Origin of the sequence: Ruminococcus sp. OM04-4AA, assembly GCF_003462585.1 — a bacterium.
Lineage (GTDB): Bacteria > Bacillota > Clostridia > Lachnospirales > Lachnospiraceae > Mediterraneibacter > Mediterraneibacter faecis.
This window is the reverse complement of the sequence record NZ_QTZH01000057.1, coordinates 1-14,809: the sequence shown is the minus strand read 5'-3', so window position 1 is coordinate 14,809 and position 14,809 is coordinate 1. Positions and strand designations below refer to the sequence as shown.

Sequence of the window (14,809 nt, the reverse complement as noted above, 5' to 3'; positions counted from 1 at the left end):
ATGAATATTTACAATCTGGACGTTGTTATACTTTAGAAGGACATGAGGGAGCTTATAATTTATATGAAGAAGAAAAATTTAAAGAAATCATTTTGACAAAATTAGATGATATCATTTCTAGATTGGACATTGTTATACTTTAGAAGGACATGAGGGAGCTTATAATTTATATGAAGAAGAAAAATTTAAAGAAATCATTTTGACAAAATTAGATGATATCATTTCTAGATTGGACACGATTATTGCAAATCAAGAAGAATTGGCAAATGAAATAATTCGAAGTAGAAATGAGGCAAATAGGATAGCCACAACTATAGAAAACTCTCTTCAAAATATAGAAAATAATGAAATTACAAGACGATATTATGAAGAAATTACAGCGCGTAATACTAGTTATTTAGCTTGGACAGCATACAAGTTCAATTATAAAATATGACACCATGCTGAACGATTTCTCCTTTCTTGTTTTTTACCATCCATGTTGTCAAAATGTAGTCAAATGTAGTCAAAACTCAATCGAAGAAATGCTTATTTTACGGGGATTGTGAGGAGTTCCCACAGGGTTCGATTCTCTCATCCCCTGTATTAAAAAGTCTTAGAAACTGCGTAAAATCGCTGTTTTAAGGCTTTTTCTTTTTTCCAAAAAGCAAAGGTAATCAAAAAGGTAATCAACCATATGTTCGAAACATCTGAAGAAGGAGGAAATCTTGCACAAATGCGTCTCATATGGTACCAAAAAGACATACTTTGCTAAAAAATTGATTATTTCAAATGATATTTTAAAGATACAAATAAAAAGAAATGCCTTAGCAGATTAATTCATATTCACATAAACATGAAGAATACTGTTAGGACATTTCTTTTTTATCCAGATATTAACACCACGGATTGAAAATGTAATCTTCTCCTGAACGCATCTAAAATAGGTTTATCCATTGTTTCATCATATTTGAAAAGCATATAATTAATAATGTCTGTGTAATTAGTCTCATTGGTCTGTTCTTTGCTTCGCATACAATAAGTATCTAAATTAGTTGTATCTACACTTAAGCCAAGCATTTCACGTATAACATCGACCTGCCAAATTTCAAGTGGAATTTCTAGTTCTCTGCCATCATATGCGTCAATTACTAATCTCACAGATTTAATAGTATCTTTTCTTTCTGCGTACTTTTTTGACATAAATACTCCTCTTCATATTTTACTTTGGTCAGTTCTTCAAGTAAATCTTGATTTTTTAATAATTCTACGAGCTGGAATTTATCTATTTTGTTGCCACAATACAAAGCCAGTGATTTTTGACATCGGCATATGGTTTTATTTCCATAAAACCTGCTTCTTTTAAAGCGGTGATAAGTTGATCGCAATTATAAATCTTCATACCATCAATTATCTTTGTCCATTTATCGTCTGAGGCATTCATTCCGTCGCTCTCGTTACAAATCAGGAAGGTTCCTCCGTCTTTCAAAACACGATTTACCTCAGAAAAGCATTTTTTCAGTCTGGCCAGAAGTAAACCGTCTCAAAAGCTGAGACATGATCAAAATTTGCATCTGGAAATGGGATGGCAGATACATCTCCCTGAACGACCTTGCATTTTCCCTGTTGAATGGCGGCAGCGTTCAATTTTTGAGATTCTGCCACACTAACCGCCGAATAATCCAATCCTGTCACATGGCCCTTCCTGCATTTGTTCAGCCAGACCGCAATGTTTGCACCACCTCCGCAGCCAACATCCAGCACCTCAGCGTCCGGATTTACAGAGGTATTCGAGAACCCCCATTGCGATAGCCTGGAGTGGCCGCTGTTCATCATCTTTGTCATCAATTTTCCGCCGAATCCTTGTGGCTTACGGGTATTTTCAAAAAAGCTCATTGAAATATTCCTCCTTCATATTCCGATTGAGATTTCACCTGTTTTAGGAATAACTGTTATATTTTGTTATTAAATTCACTGTAAACCTTTGAAAACGCTGGATTTGTCGCAGGTGAGCTTTCCCTTATTGTTTCCCTTGTGTTATATCTTCCCATATAAGTTTACGAACTCTGATAAGGGAAAATACAAGGGCAAAAAAAATCTGATAACACATTATAACATAAAATGAAAATGACATGGTGAACTGATTGAAATGCTTCTATATTTTTATTGATTTGAAGGAGACACAACATGAATACCATTTACGCAAAATACAACATGTATCACAACAGCATTGACATTTATACATCTGCCGGATATATGTTACGCATTGACTGTAATAAGGCAGAGGATGGACTAAAAGCCACTCCCCGCTCACAGTATTCGTTATATGCACTTGCTGCTTTCCAATGGGGCAGTGGAATCAATAATCTGTCTTCCGATTACTTTTTCAATCTCTAAATAGTTCATAGCGATATCTCCTCATATTTACTCAAGAACCAATAACAGTGCCATTTTGAACTGCTTTGTTGCACTTACTGAGTGCTTTCCAAACTTATCAAACTTAAAAGTTTCTCCTGCGTGGATCACCTGCTCCTGTCCCTCATATCCAATCACAGCCTCTCCATCAAGTGCCATCACAAGGGCTTCTCCCGGAGCTGCATGCTCTGAAAGACCTGTTCCTGCATCAAAACTCATAACAACAAATTTCATCTTGTCATTATGCGCCAAATCCATATTTACAATCTTTCCTTCCTGATATGGAAGTAACTCTGCTAACTTAAATACTTCTCCCGCCTTGATTACCTCGTTCATAATAGTCTCCTTTCGAAATTCAATCTCTTTATATATAGAATCTTTTATTGCACTAACTCCAACCGACCGTTGAATAGGTGTTAGAATACTTTCTCCAGGCAAAAAATTAATATCCCTGTGCCATTCTCATGATAGATTTGCTTCGAGATGGTACACCCTGGCACTGTTCTGTTTTCTCTTACAAAATCTATAATTTTTCCAGCTTGTTCTTTCATCGTTTCCACCTCTCTTTCTCTTCTTTACATCTATTATTTTATCCATAGGCCTCTTGTTTTTCTGTTGCTGTAGCAACAATATCGATGATATGATAAAATTTCATTTGAAAGGATGGTAATAAGCATATGAAGAAACTAGATGATTATCAGAAGTATCTTCCGATACTATCGAAAGCAAAGCTATTTGAAGGAATTCCTCTTGAACACTATCCGCAAATTTTCAACTTCCTCCAGGCCTCAATTCTCTCTTTTGAAAAAGACGAATTAATTCAACACCTAGGAGAACCTTTGTTATATTCCGGAATTGTGCTTGATGGAACAGTTGAAGGATCATTTATCAATGAAAACTACAGCAAAATCAATATGAATCATTTTGAACGTGGTCGATCATTTGCAGAAGCCCTGGCATGCGTGCAAACACCATACAGTCCAATACAGCTAAAAGCATTGACTAACTGCACCATTATGTTAATTAATCTTAAAGGTATTATAAGCGGTTCTTCCTGTCCATGCTCTTACCAACTGAATTTAACCACTAACATGCTCAAAATACTTGCCTCACAAAATGTTTTTTCAAATCTAAAACTAAGAATTGCAAATCAGAAATCTTTAAGAGATCGAATTCTAATCTATTTGCATAGTTTAGCGCCAGACTCAGAAGGGTATCTCCATGTTCCCTTTACACAGACAGCACTTGCAGAATTCTTAGGTGTAAACCGAAGTGCACTGTCCAGAGAACTTGGTCGTATGCAAGATGAAAATCTTATAGAAGTTAACGATAAAAAAATGAAACTTTTACTATAGAAAAAAGGGGATGCGCCCATCCCCTTTGCCACATACGCTGTATGCGATTTCACAACAATTTTATTCCAATGCCTCTTCCAGCACTGATTTCAGTGTTTCAGCTGATTTGTGTAATGCCTTGATTTCATCTTCAGATAGTGAAATGGGAACCTTTGATATAAATCCTTCTGCACCTACAATACTTGGCATAGACAGAACTACATCCTTGATTCCGTATTCTCCATCCATCATTGTTGAAATTGGAAGTATCGAACATTCATCTCTGATTATAGCTTCACATATTCTCTTTACCGACATTGCTATTCCATAATAAGTAGCACCCTTCCTTTGAATAATTTCATAGGCGCTGTTTTTTACTTTCTCCGCAATTTCTGACGTAGCTCCTTCATGGTCATGATGCCCTCTCATCTCGCAGAAATCATGGAGTGGAATACCTGACACGTTGGCACTTGACCAAGCGGCAATCTCACTGTCTCCATGTTCTCCAACAATAAACGCATGAACACTTCGACTATCTACTTCCAGATGCTCCCCGAGACGTTCTTTTAGTCTTGCTGTATCCAGAACCGTTCCTGATCCAATCACACGATTCGGTGCATATCCTTGCCCTCCTTATTGTTCAAAATGCTCTTTTGCAAACTGCATATCCTGTACTACTTCAACCGTTCCAAGATAATTGCCTTTCTTATCTCTTACTGCCATATATGTTACAAGGAATGGTTTTCCATTCTTCTCCATCCAAACTGGAACTCTGTCACGCTTATTATTTCTAAAATCATCTAAAATTGCTCGCACCATCGGTCTATCTTAGGTGGATGGCAAGAAAATACTTCCCTGTCAATCGCCATCTGAGGGCGTTTGAACACCTTTGGTCCTTCGTTGAAGAAGCGATTGATATTATTATCATCCACAAATGTAATCTCGATAGGCAATGTATTGAGAAGTGCTTCCAGCTGTGGAACTGTCATATGACCACCACTTAATATGATTTCTCCATCGCTTAGAGCCGCCTCTGTTCTTGCTTTTTTATCAGCACTATATTTTTCTGCCTCATCCCAGATCATTTCTACTCCAAACACAGGTGCATAGTCCTTAGCATCCTCGTAAATGCCATACCACTCTTCCCTGCTGAAATTCACTGCGCAGATAGGGTATAAAATATTATTTTCTTTATAGATCATCTCATCTGCTCGTTTGAGAACTGTCTGAAGTCGGTTCATCCATTCTTCATCATAATCTGATATTTTATCAAGTGCAGCTAGCTCATCACGAATTTCATCATCCACTGTCCACATCACATCCGAAGGTCCTGAGATCTCATAGCGTACCTTTAATACCGGATAGACAAGATCTCCTTTTTCTGCATAATGAATAGAAATCTGTCGAAGCTCAGATAGCTTCTCTCCTACATCATTCCCAGACTCAATATCCCCTTGAATTTCATGAATCAATGCGGCTATCTTCTCGTTTTCAAGAGCCCATCGATACATCGGATGTCCAACAGTTTCTCTAAGAGTCTTTGCTGCAGCATGCTTCTGATTGTATGCATCCGGCATCAGTTTCTTAGATGTCTCCTCTTTCTTAAGTGACTCTTCTACTGCTTTTTCTGCATTTGCAATCTTTTCTTCCTTTGTTGCACCGTGAAATAAGGCACTGTGAACATCGCACAATTTCTGCACTTCTGTGATTGGTGTGCCTTCCTTAATTAGCTCCTGCTCAGCTTCATAATTTCAGATGCCTCTACCTCTGAAAAATTCTCTACGAAGTCTTTGCGCACACTCTCTAAGTCTTCGCCTTCTCCAAGTCGCTTTAAATAGCTCTTTATCTTTTCTCTTGTATTTTCCTGAAAAGCCCCATCTTCACTGCTGGTCTCGTCTCCTGCATTATTCTTTCCAAGTGCAAAGATATTTGGCATCTTCCCAATAAGTTCAAACCCATTACTCATAAGTGCCGGCACAACCTTCATCATGGATATGTTTCTCATCTTAGCTCCCTTTGGAATTGTTGTGATGCGTCCCACAGAGTTAAGCATTGCAGGCTTTGTAATCTCTGAAAATCCTAAATCCTTTAAAACATCTACAAGCTCAGGATATTCCTGAACCAATTCAAATACTGGTTTGTTTAAGTCTAATTTCTTTGCCATATAAACATCCACACCTTTCTATCTTTCCTTGTTACAAAATAGAATAACCTAAATTTCCGAAAATAATCTGTTGCTCCAGCAACATTTCTCAATGTCTCTGTTGTGTGTCCAGCACCTCCGACAATAATATTTTTCTTTGCCACTTCGTTCTGAATGGCTTCAGCAAGAATATCACCACCGGCTATAATGCTTCCTCCAAATAAAACCATTACATCAGCCTGATTGATTCCAATTTTTTTCTAATACATTTTGTGTAAATTCTTCTATATCACGCTTGCCACAAAATTCTCCCAACATATTAATTGCTTTTGCTTTTTACATAACTCACCTCATAAAATTCCGATTTTCATTTTCACCAATTGGAAGTTAGCTATTTTTTCATTCCTTGCTTTGTAAAATGCTTATGCAACAAAAATTCTGTCGGAATAATTGTAAGCACCATAATTCCTAATTGTAAAAACACCAAATAAACAGAAATCATTTCAAAGTTTGTATTATCTTTCGTTAAAATCAAAATAAAAATCGATAGTATCACCAGAATGATTCCTAAAACAAAGTTTATCCAGCCCCAACACCTGTGTGCATATCTCCATGTTTCATCATTCATCCTTGACATAGTAGTTCGATATCCCGAACTCCCCTGCCGATCTTTAGGAGAGTTATCTTTCCACGTATATCCCAATATAATCATAGATAACGGTACTAAAAGTGAACACACAGATAAAAATATAAACATTATAGAGACCTCCTCTCAACTTCTGATTAATTTGCTCTAAAGACTGAAGTTGTCATCAAATAAACCCTACCCATATTCCAACCGCTATAAGTATCATACCTAATATTCTTCCGATATATCTCGCCTTTTTATTTCCAAATAAAGCAGTTGTTTCTGGAGTAGTAAATGGAAGCACAACAACTGTGACCCCCATTACTATAATTCCACTTCCAATCATGCAATTGCGGCTTGACACAACACCATAAAACATAGCTAAAAACCCTAAAATAATGCCCGAAATGAAATACTTAATTTTATGTCTATCTTTTTCAATTATCTTTCTATAGCTGTTTTCTCACTCACTGCTACAACATTCCAAATTACTATCTAATTCTTTGCCACAATATCTACATTTTTTCTGTTTTTTACATACAAGCTGGAAATTGTTACTTTCTGCATAGCGTGTTGCTTAAAATGATAATTACCACAACATCAACCAAAATAATTCCCGATGCAATATATACAAAAAATGCAGGTAAAATATTTTCAAACAAGCCCATTGTTAATAGAAGAATTGCTATAATAGACATTCCAATTCCCATTGTTCTGCATAACTTCTTTTCATTATATTTTTCCTTTTCTTCTTTTGAAGCTGTATTATATCCAGAAATGAACCAGCTTCCGTGTCCAGAAAGTAAAATAATAGAAAGTACAGCAAATATCACAAAGACAATCCACACTGTCCAATCAGAACCTGTTGCTAAATCTGATAATTTCATTTACAGTCTCCTCCTTAAATTCTGTTTTATTACTCATATGATATCATATTTTTCTTCAATTACATCCACCTAATTTTAATACATTGCCATTCGGCTTGCTTCTGTAACCAGCATTCGGTTGATTTCCTCCTGCATTTTTTCCATTCCTTTTGAATCCTGGGCAGAGAATCATTCCATTGCTCTCTGTCAGGACATTATTCTTAAAATCAGGCTCAAAATGGGCAATTCCAGTTTCGCAGGCTACCTATATATAGCCTTTTCATTTTTGCTTGCAAAAAGCCTGATTTTTCAACAAATATCAGCATTTTAGGGGATAGAGTCTTGCAATTCGATTCTCTTATCTTCTGTCAATTTTTCCACCAAAAAAAGAGCTACACCTTTTTGCCAAGATGCAACTCTTTATTTCATGATACCTTGCTTTTTTTGATTCTCTGTACGGTTCATAGTTTGTGTTCTTCCTCTGTCCTATCTATAATAAATTCCATAACGAAACATTGAACCATAAAATTCTACAGATTCCTTAAACCAATTGTTTAACCATTTTTTCATTTTGCTCATTATTTTTTACCTCCTTTTTCTTTACACTTGCATTATAGTTTTTTTTGCGATATTTTTCCCACCTACCTTTCACTCATTTATTATCTTCTGGCTTTTCAGATAATAATAAATCCCATCATCTGTCACGCTTTCACAAATATCAGTCGCAATTTCTTTCACTTTTTCAGATGCATTTCCCATTGCAATCCCTTTTCCAACGGATAGTAGCATATCAATATCATTTTCTCCATCTCCAAACGCAATGGCTTCTTCCTTTGAGAATTTGTAATGTGCAAGAATCTGTTCAATCGCAGCTCCTTTTCCACCTTCTTTTGGAATAATATCTATGGCTCTATCCCACCACGCTGCTAATTTGGCATTTTTCGTTCCCTTTAATATATACTTACGTTCTTCTAAGTCACATCCCAACATGATTTGAAACACATCTTTGTCCACATATTCTTCGAATTTCTCGGATACATTCACCCTATGATGTGCAATCGCAAAATAATCTTCTAAATCTTTATCGCTTCCATTTGCAACAATCTCTTCCGCTGTTGCAATAGAAACAGGTCTTTCCATTCTCTTTGCATTTTCAATAATTATTTCTATATCTTCTTTCGGAATAGGACATTTTGCCACCACCTGATTACCTGCAACGCAGAAAGATCCATTAAATGCCAAAATCGCATCAAATACAACTCCCTCAAACATTGGTATGGTAGCAAACGAACGCCCTGTTGCGATACATATTTTTATACCATTTTGTTTTAATGAACATAACGCCTTCCTCGTATTCGGTGTTATCTCTGTTTTTCCCATCTCCAACAATGTTCCATCAATATCAAAAAAAATAATTTTTACCTGATTCATTTCTTTTCTACTCCCTTATGCAACGAATTACTCTACATGGATTGCTAGCCGCAACATTATTTTTACCGATTGTAACTCCCGGCAAGAGAATGCTACCACTTCCAATCCAAACATTATCCTTTCATAAAAGATATGTTTTGTTCTTGATTATCATCATACTGCAATTTTAAAGAATAAAATATCTTTTTAATGCCTTTATATATCACTATTCCGCCATTTTTTTCGATATTCCATTGGTGTCATCCCCATATGTTCTCGAAAAGTCTTTCCGAAAAAGCTACTGCTTCCTAATCCGCACTCCTGACTGATTGCAGAAATAGTATCTTTGCTATGTACTAACATATAGCAGGCTTTTTGCAGCCGATAGTTTGTAATATATTCTATCGGCGTCATGTGAAGACACTCTTGAAAAACTCGAAAACAGTCTCTCTCACTTATGTAGCCAACTTTTGCAAGATCAGAAACAGTAATTTTATCTGCAAAATTTTCATGAACATAAACCATCATCAATTTTATTCTGTCGTTCGCTCTCGTACTAGTTTTCTTTTTTTCAATCACAGAAAATGACACTTTGAAAAGTGATAGCCAAATTTCAGTTAATCGCTCACGCAGTTTTAGTTCGTATCCAAATTCCTTTTCTGATAAATTAAATGCATTCCTTATAAGATCTAATATTTCTTTTTGTTCCAAATTATTAGAATATAATGGAATCATATCCAATTCTCCAGATGTGATAATTGGCATAATATATTTTTTCACAATTATATTTCCTGTTTCACCGCCAATAAATGATGGGTCAAAAATATGAATTAGCTGTACCGTATTGTCTTCTTTTGGCTTCGTTGTATGAAGAACATTAGAATTAACCATGCCTCCTGAGCCCTGTGGAAAAATATAATGTCCGTTAGGCGTACGGTATTCTAGGTTTCCTTGCTCTACATAAAACACTTCTACGCTTTTATGCCAATGCCATGGAATACTATCTTCTTCATATTGATTTAATTCTACACGAGAAGCGATATACGGAAAATTTGATTCAAAATTTGGTAATTCTTCTTCTCTGCTTCCTTCTATAAAATTTATTCCTCGAACGATTTTCACCTCATTCGCCTCCCTTTATACATTTGAAATATACAGTTACGCAAAGCTTCTTTGACAGGTGCTTTTCTCTATAAATTCCGTTTTTTATTTTTATAATATCATATTCTTCCTTTGATTTCATTCTTTCAAATTCTTTCAAAATCCGTAATACCAATTGTCATAAACAGAAAAGAGCGTTATAATAAAAACAATTTAAAATCAAAAAATAAGTTGGGAATTTCTAATCATAAGGAGAAAAAAATGAGTACAAAAGTGGAAAAAGCATTAGAACTACATGACAAAGGGTATAACTGTGCACAGGCTGTAGCCTGTTCTTTCTGTGAGGAATTTGGTGTAGACCAGGAAACAATGTTTAAAATCTCTGAGGGATTCGGATTTGGCATGGGCATGATGGACATGTGCGGAGCTGTAACCGGAATGATGATGGTTATCGGAATGGACAACAGCATTGGAAATCTTGAAAATGGAAAAGCTACAAAAGCAGATACCTATAAGAAAACAAAAGAATTTGCAGAAAAATTCCGCCAAAAGAACGGAACCTATTATTGTCGTGACCTAAAGGGAGTCTCTGGAAAGGGGAAAGTTGTCCCATGTTCTCAGTGTATTGCAGATGCTGTTGAACTGACAGAAATGTATTTAGAGAGTGTAAAATAAAGTCGCTAAATAATTGGGAGCTATGCTCCCATTATTTATTTCTCCCTGATCTCTTGAGATTGCCTCATCCACTGATCTTCTCTTCCAGTTGTAACAATCGATTGTTCAGTACTGTATAATAAGCGCTTTCTCTGTTTTCAACCAAGATCATCGTAATATTCGCTGCAACTGCAAGATCTACCAGAAAGCTGTCTTCTGTTCCTGCTGTTTCCTGACTGAGAATCAGTTTATTCCCTTCATTCTGTTCTTTCAGTATTCTTTCGAACAGTTTCGTAAGAACTGTACTCTCGTCTATCTTAATTTCTTTTATCTTTTCTATCTCAATTTCTTCTTTTCTGATCAGCTGCGGCATACTTGGATGTACCGCACGTACGCCTCCAAGATACCTGTAAAGCGGAATCTTTTCTGCAGCCGCTGCTGCTCGCGCCACTGCAAGTGATATTGCAAAGGATGTCTGTTCATTTCCGTTTTCTTTCAGAATTGTATCAATCTTTCTTTGTTCAAATACATTTTCACCGATTATTTCCGGTGCAATCTGACTGTTAAGCAATTCGATTTTTCCTTCGATATCCATCTGCTGTTTTTCTGTCTGCTCTTTTTTATTATAATTTTTTCCTGCCACAGATGCTTTTCCTATGATTTCTCCTCCTGCCAGAACTTCTACTTCAATGGCCGGATTTCCGGCGAAATCAAGAATTTCTCTTGCATAAACATCACGGATTTCTACTGCAAGATCCAGCTTATTTCTAACTTCTGGTTCCACACTCTAAAACCTCCTTTTCAGTGCTTTTCGTTCTATTTTGGTATGCTGTTTTCGTACTTTGCTTAATTTCAGTATTTCCTTTTTTGGATAACTTCATGCGTTGACTTTTCACTTTTCAGCGCTTACAATCATATGTACAAACATTTATGACAGCTTTTTATAGCGGATGTTGCACACGAAAGCTATCATTTTTCTTTTGGGGAGGAATTTATTTATGTTAGACAAGGGGAAACATTTTCTTTTACTGACAGTCAGCACACTGATCATGGCGATCGGTACTTATTTTTTCAAGTTCACGAATAACTTTACCTTTGGCGGCATCACCGGTCTTGCTGTTCTTATTGCAAAGACAGGACTTATGACAGCCGGTGATTTCAACTTTGTTGCCAGTATGACGCTTCTGTTGATCGGAATGATTGTTCTTGGTAAGAAATTCGCAGCTAAGACAGCTTATTGCAGTATTCTGCTCTCGGTAACGCTTTCTTTTCTGGAGCGCGTCTGCCCGATGAAAGCTCCTTTGACTGACCAGCCGATGCTGGAGCTTTGTTTTGCGATTGCACTTCCTGCTCTTGGCTCTGCCATTTTGTTCAACATCGGCAGTTCCAGTGGCGGTACAGATATTATTGCTATGATTTTAAAAAAATATTCCAGCTTCAATATCGGACCGGCTCTTATGCTTTCTGATCTGTTGATCACTATTGCCGGATTCTTTATCTTCGATATCAAAACTGGATTATATTCTTTGCTCGGACTTACGATTCGTTCTTTCATGGTAGACACCTTTATCGAGAACTTTAATCTGTCCAAATATTTTAATGTTGTATGTGACGACCCGGAACCGATCTGTGCTTTCATCGTTCATGAGCTGAACCGCAGTGCCAGCGTCTTTCACGCAACGGGTGCTTATTCCGGTCAGGACAAAGCGATTGTCCTGACTGCACTGAACCGTACCCAGGCTGTCCGCCTGCGTAATTTCATCAAGATGACCGATCCAAAGGCATTTATTCTAATCTCTAATACAAGTGAGATTATCGGAAAAGGGTTCCACAGTATCTGATCGACTCTGTTTGAGCAGATGTTGTGAGTGGAGCATTCTAATGAAATAAGTGATCTCCGATCCGTGTTCCGTAACCGCCTACACTGAAATACAGACAATCTCCAATCGGATTGCTTCCTGCAAGTGCATCTTCTGCTGCCTGCATCGCAGCCTCTGTATAGCCCTGGTTTGCTCTTACGCGGTCAAGCCATCCGGACATTGCCGGTGAGAACTGACCGGACTGGTAGATTACTTCTTCCATTGTATCCGGATAAGAGGAACTATTGATACGGTTCATTACAACAGCTCCAACCGCAACCTGTCCTTCATACGGCTGGTTTCCCGCTTCACAGAAGATCAGGGATGCCAGCAGTTCTTTTTCTGCCTGCTGTGCAGCCGCTGCTTCTGCCTGTGCCGCTGCTGCCGCTTCTTCCTCTGCCTTCTCTCTGGCGATCCGTTCTGCTTCTTCCGCCGCACGTCTCTCTTCTTCCAGCTTTGCTTCATAAGCAATCTTCGCTTCAGCTGCCGCAATCTTCACATTCTCGATCATCCCTGACTGCACATCGATCACTTCCTGTGATACACCCCAGTCTGTACCTGTACCCTCTGCAAACCGTGTGTCATCTAAAGTTTCTTCCTGCTCAGCTGCCTCCGTTGACACTTCTGCTTCTGCAACGCTCTGCTCCTGTGCTTCCGTGGAACTTGCAAATCCCGTCAGCATGACCGCACTCATCATTGCTGTATACATCGCCAGAAAAATCCTTTTATTTTTATTAAATTTCATATACCCTCCTAACAATTTTGTTGCATAAATTTTTCCATTTAATTGCTATTCTTTATTAATATTATGCATTATTTTCATTTTTATTACAATTATTACAAAAATGTTACGAGCGATATAATATCATAAAATTGTGTGCATGTCAACTTTTTTATTTCATGCAGAAAATCCGTTCCTTTTTTCTACTCTGTTTTTACTATTTTGTCTTTTCTAATAAGTCTGTGATTTCACAGTATAACGTCTTCGATAATCTCACTAAATATTCTACCTGGGCTTTGTTAATATTCTTTTGTTGTTGCTCATATTGTTGGATCGTCCTTAACGGAACCCCGGATAATTCAGATAGTTCTCTCTGGCTCATTCCTGCATATTTCCGTAATATTTTCAGACTTGTTCCCTTCTTTGCTTTCATGTATAATTCATTCATCTTATCAGAGAATTGACGGATATCCATTTCATGGTACGGTGAATACAAACCGCAGACTTCTGTGATTGGAATATACTTTTCTATTTCCCTGAATGTAAGGGATGTCTCCCACTGATAATAAGCTAATGCCCAGCCTGTCCAATATTCTTCACTGCGGTTCGCGGAATAACATGGTTTCCGGCGCTCATAGGCGATCTGTGATACATCCAGTACTTCATAAGCCAGTTCTACTCCAGACATACCGGCAAGGAATCTATAGTCACCGCTTCCAAACTGCTCTGCTATTCCCGACATCAAAAACCAGTGATAAAACTGCTGTAAATCATAGCACATATCATATACAGCAAAATCCAACATTCTCGCAAGGTTCCTTCGTGCGGACTCCAAATAAACTCTATCGTAAGCACAAATCATCTGATTTCATCTCCTCATCCATGATCTGTATTATATACAAATCTCCTTTTTGTCTCTTATTCCGTTCTACATCAAAATATTCTCTTCTGGCAGACCTGTCTCTCAACATCTTTTTCCTATACCATTCTTTACTTGCAGCTGATTCGTAACCGGTAAATTCAATCTGCTGAAATGCCTTTTTGCTTTTCAGTACAAACTGCTGTCCCAGTTTTCCAAGATGCATTGCCCGGTTTAACTGCCGATAGGAAATAGCCCCATTAATGAAATCTTGAGCAAAGGAAAAGTAACTGTCATCCGCACGATATCCGACAATTGCATCATATTCTTCATACTCTATTTTAAACTTCTTGAGGATATATTCTTTCGCCTCTGCTGCAAGAGCTGATGACACTTCGAATTCTCTATTCTCCAACAGAATCGACAGCCAGTGTAAAATACAGTATTTTTCATCATTCAGATTCAGAATTTTCAATCCTGAGCAATCAATTTCATAGCAGTTTGCAATCCCATCTTCCTCTTTGGACACACCCCATTCTCTTGCCATATCAATCTGCTCTGTACAATAAAATCCAAGTCCATAATCATTATATGGCTTTCCATACCCGAACTCAGGCTTCTCAATGATTTCGGATGAACCATGATAGATTTTTCTTTTCATTTGTTTTGACAAAGGGACACCTTCTTTCTACTTCATTCTTTTTTAAGTCGCTGACCACGTATAATGTAACCGTGATAACTTATTATGTTTTTACTATACTCCTTAAGGAGTATATTTTCAACTTTTTAAATGTATGCCAGTTCAAAGAAAAAAAATTATTTTTTTATAATAAAATACAG

18 protein-coding genes and 5 pseudogenes are annotated in these 14,809 nt (G+C 37.2%); 5 read left to right on the top strand and 18 right to left on the bottom strand.

Going from position 1 to position 14,809, the window contains the following annotated elements; all coding sequences use genetic code 11:
- Nucleotides 1–199: 199 nt before the first annotated feature.
- Nucleotides 200–436, top strand: a complete 237-nt coding sequence (locus DXB52_RS12965) for a hypothetical protein (protein WP_118107663.1) — start codon at nucleotides 200–202, stop codon at nucleotides 434–436.
- 428 nt (nucleotides 437–864) lie between these two features.
- Here DXB52_RS12965 and DXB52_RS12960 read toward each other — a convergent pair whose 3' ends face one another.
- Nucleotides 865–1,182, bottom strand: coding sequence for a hypothetical protein (locus tag DXB52_RS12960; protein WP_118107661.1), 318 nt, complete (start codon nucleotides 1,180–1,182; stop codon nucleotides 865–867).
- An 82-nt stretch (nucleotides 1,183–1,264) separates the two neighbouring features.
- Nucleotides 1,265–1,875 (bottom strand): annotated as a pseudogene (locus DXB52_RS12955) (class I SAM-dependent methyltransferase).
- Between the two features lie 291 nt (nucleotides 1,876–2,166).
- Here DXB52_RS12955 and DXB52_RS12950 point away from each other — a divergent pair.
- Nucleotides 2,167–2,376: a hypothetical protein gene (locus DXB52_RS12950; protein ID WP_004843443.1), complete on the top strand. Its 210-nt coding sequence runs from the start codon at nucleotides 2,167–2,169 to the stop codon at nucleotides 2,374–2,376.
- Between the two features lie 27 nt (nucleotides 2,377–2,403).
- On the opposite strand, the gene DXB52_RS12945 is transcribed toward DXB52_RS12950, so the two are convergent.
- Both DXB52_RS12945 and DXB52_RS17395 read right to left on the bottom strand, forming a co-directional pair.
- The gene (locus DXB52_RS12945; protein ID WP_009244745.1) at nucleotides 2,404–2,730 is read right to left on the bottom strand and encodes a cupin domain-containing protein; all 327 of its coding nucleotides are present in this window, start codon (nucleotides 2,728–2,730) and stop codon (nucleotides 2,404–2,406) included.
- A gap of 126 nt (nucleotides 2,731–2,856) precedes the next feature.
- Complete coding sequence (locus tag DXB52_RS17395; protein WP_004613242.1) at nucleotides 2,857–2,991, bottom strand: hypothetical protein; 135 nt, start codon at nucleotides 2,989–2,991, stop codon at nucleotides 2,857–2,859.
- A gap of 80 nt (nucleotides 2,992–3,071) precedes the next feature.
- Between DXB52_RS17395 and DXB52_RS12940 the strand changes: the two genes are divergently transcribed.
- Nucleotides 3,072–3,749, top strand: a complete 678-nt coding sequence (locus DXB52_RS12940) for a Crp/Fnr family transcriptional regulator (protein ID WP_004613243.1) — start codon at nucleotides 3,072–3,074, stop codon at nucleotides 3,747–3,749.
- Nucleotides 3,750–3,809: 60 nt separating this feature from the next.
- Here the strand turns inward: DXB52_RS12940 and DXB52_RS12935 are convergent, their stop codons facing one another.
- From DXB52_RS12935 to DXB52_RS12895, 10 genes and pseudogenes are all read right to left on the bottom strand, one after another.
- A complete protein-coding gene (locus DXB52_RS12935; protein WP_117860935.1) occupies nucleotides 3,810–4,334 on the bottom strand; it encodes a Rossmann-fold NAD(P)-binding domain-containing protein in 525 nt (174 codons plus the stop codon).
- 27 nt (nucleotides 4,335–4,361) lie between these two features.
- Nucleotides 4,362–5,664, bottom strand: a pseudogene (locus DXB52_RS12930) (DUF438 domain-containing protein).
- A gap of 102 nt (nucleotides 5,665–5,766) precedes the next feature.
- Nucleotides 5,767–5,892 (bottom strand): annotated as a pseudogene (locus DXB52_RS17390) (DUF1858 domain-containing protein); the annotation flags it as partial.
- Between the two features lie 86 nt (nucleotides 5,893–5,978).
- Nucleotides 5,979–6,189 (bottom strand): annotated as a pseudogene (locus DXB52_RS17385) (YdcF family protein); the annotation flags it as partial.
- Between the two features lie 73 nt (nucleotides 6,190–6,262).
- The gene (locus DXB52_RS12920; protein ID WP_117540764.1) at nucleotides 6,263–6,628 is read right to left on the bottom strand and encodes an SdpI family protein; all 366 of its coding nucleotides are present in this window, start codon (nucleotides 6,626–6,628) and stop codon (nucleotides 6,263–6,265) included.
- A gap of 55 nt (nucleotides 6,629–6,683) precedes the next feature.
- On the bottom strand, nucleotides 6,684–6,845 hold the full coding sequence (locus tag DXB52_RS17380) for a hypothetical protein (protein ID WP_226871718.1): 162 nt from the start codon (nucleotides 6,843–6,845) through the stop codon (nucleotides 6,684–6,686).
- Nucleotides 6,846–7,053: 208 nt separating this feature from the next.
- Nucleotides 7,054–7,386, bottom strand: coding sequence for a DUF3784 domain-containing protein (locus DXB52_RS12910; RefSeq protein ID WP_054751616.1), 333 nt, complete (start codon nucleotides 7,384–7,386; stop codon nucleotides 7,054–7,056).
- Between the two features lie 627 nt (nucleotides 7,387–8,013).
- Nucleotides 8,014–8,796, bottom strand: coding sequence for a Cof-type HAD-IIB family hydrolase (locus DXB52_RS12905; protein ID WP_118107657.1), 783 nt, complete (start codon nucleotides 8,794–8,796; stop codon nucleotides 8,014–8,016).
- A 7-nt stretch (nucleotides 8,797–8,803) separates the two neighbouring features.
- Nucleotides 8,804–8,908 (bottom strand): annotated as a pseudogene (locus DXB52_RS12900) (sugar O-acetyltransferase); the annotation flags it as partial.
- 83 nt (nucleotides 8,909–8,991) lie between these two features.
- Nucleotides 8,992–9,897, bottom strand: coding sequence for an AraC family transcriptional regulator (locus DXB52_RS12895; RefSeq protein ID WP_117908486.1), 906 nt, complete (start codon nucleotides 9,895–9,897; stop codon nucleotides 8,992–8,994).
- A gap of 240 nt (nucleotides 9,898–10,137) precedes the next feature.
- Between DXB52_RS12895 and DXB52_RS12890 the strand changes: the two genes are divergently transcribed.
- Entirely contained in the window at nucleotides 10,138–10,551 is a 414-nt protein-coding gene (locus DXB52_RS12890) for a C-GCAxxG-C-C family protein (protein WP_181986613.1), read from the top strand.
- 64 nt (nucleotides 10,552–10,615) lie between these two features.
- On the opposite strand, the gene DXB52_RS12885 is transcribed toward DXB52_RS12890, so the two are convergent.
- A complete protein-coding gene (locus DXB52_RS12885) occupies nucleotides 10,616–11,314 on the bottom strand; it encodes a phosphopyruvate hydratase family protein (protein ID WP_118107655.1) in 699 nt (232 codons plus the stop codon).
- A gap of 214 nt (nucleotides 11,315–11,528) precedes the next feature.
- Between DXB52_RS12885 and DXB52_RS12880 the strand changes: the two genes are divergently transcribed.
- Nucleotides 11,529–12,371, top strand: coding sequence for a YitT family protein (locus tag DXB52_RS12880; RefSeq protein WP_117908480.1), 843 nt, complete (start codon nucleotides 11,529–11,531; stop codon nucleotides 12,369–12,371).
- A gap of 37 nt (nucleotides 12,372–12,408) precedes the next feature.
- Here DXB52_RS12880 and DXB52_RS12875 read toward each other — a convergent pair whose 3' ends face one another.
- From DXB52_RS12875 to DXB52_RS12865, 3 genes are all read right to left on the bottom strand, one after another.
- The gene (locus tag DXB52_RS12875; protein ID WP_118107653.1) at nucleotides 12,409–13,134 is read right to left on the bottom strand and encodes a cell wall hydrolase; all 726 of its coding nucleotides are present in this window, start codon (nucleotides 13,132–13,134) and stop codon (nucleotides 12,409–12,411) included.
- A gap of 193 nt (nucleotides 13,135–13,327) precedes the next feature.
- Nucleotides 13,328–13,972 (bottom strand): helix-turn-helix domain-containing protein, encoded by a 645-nt coding sequence (locus DXB52_RS12870; RefSeq protein ID WP_118107651.1) that lies wholly within the window; start codon nucleotides 13,970–13,972, stop codon nucleotides 13,328–13,330.
- On the bottom strand, nucleotides 13,953–14,630 hold the full coding sequence (locus DXB52_RS12865) for a DUF3990 domain-containing protein (protein ID WP_118107649.1): 678 nt from the start codon (nucleotides 14,628–14,630) through the stop codon (nucleotides 13,953–13,955). Before DXB52_RS12865 ends, DXB52_RS12870 begins: the two co-directional genes overlap by 20 nt.
- Nucleotides 14,631–14,809 lie beyond the last annotated feature (179 nt).

Excerpts from the sequence above, each read along its gene's own strand:
- DXB52_RS12960 (WP_118107661.1), bottom strand. The coding sequence starts at position 1,182 with ATGTCAAAAAAGTACGCAGAAAGAAAAGATACTATTAAATCTGTGAGA.
- DXB52_RS12950 (WP_004843443.1), top strand. The coding sequence starts at position 2,167 with ATGAATACCATTTACGCAAAATACAACATGTATCACAACAGCATTGAC.
- DXB52_RS12945 (WP_009244745.1), bottom strand. The coding sequence starts at position 2,730 with ATGAACGAGGTAATCAAGGCGGGAGAAGTATTTAAGTTAGCAGAGTTA.
- DXB52_RS17395 (WP_004613242.1), bottom strand. The coding sequence starts at position 2,991 with ATGGATAAAATAATAGATGTAAAGAAGAGAAAGAGAGGTGGAAACGAT.
- DXB52_RS12940 (WP_004613243.1), top strand. The coding sequence starts at position 3,072 with ATGAAGAAACTAGATGATTATCAGAAGTATCTTCCGATACTATCGAAA.
- DXB52_RS12920 (WP_117540764.1), bottom strand. The coding sequence starts at position 6,628 with ATGTTTATATTTTTATCTGTGTGTTCACTTTTAGTACCGTTATCTATG.
- DXB52_RS17380 (WP_226871718.1), bottom strand. The coding sequence starts at position 6,845 with ATGATTGGAAGTGGAATTATAGTAATGGGGGTCACAGTTGTTGTGCTT.
- DXB52_RS12910 (WP_054751616.1), bottom strand. The coding sequence starts at position 7,386 with ATGAAATTATCAGATTTAGCAACAGGTTCTGATTGGACAGTGTGGATT.
- DXB52_RS12905 (WP_118107657.1), bottom strand. The coding sequence starts at position 8,796 with ATGAATCAGGTAAAAATTATTTTTTTTGATATTGATGGAACATTGTTG.
- DXB52_RS12890 (WP_181986613.1), top strand. The coding sequence starts at position 10,138 with ATGAGTACAAAAGTGGAAAAAGCATTAGAACTACATGACAAAGGGTAT.
- DXB52_RS12880 (WP_117908480.1), top strand. The coding sequence starts at position 11,529 with ATGTTAGACAAGGGGAAACATTTTCTTTTACTGACAGTCAGCACACTG.
- DXB52_RS12875 (WP_118107653.1), bottom strand. The coding sequence starts at position 13,134 with ATGAAATTTAATAAAAATAAAAGGATTTTTCTGGCGATGTATACAGCA.
- DXB52_RS12870 (WP_118107651.1), bottom strand. The coding sequence starts at position 13,972 with ATGATTTGTGCTTACGATAGAGTTTATTTGGAGTCCGCACGAAGGAAC.
- DXB52_RS12865 (WP_118107649.1), bottom strand. The coding sequence starts at position 14,630 with ATGAAAAGAAAAATCTATCATGGTTCATCCGAAATCATTGAGAAGCCT.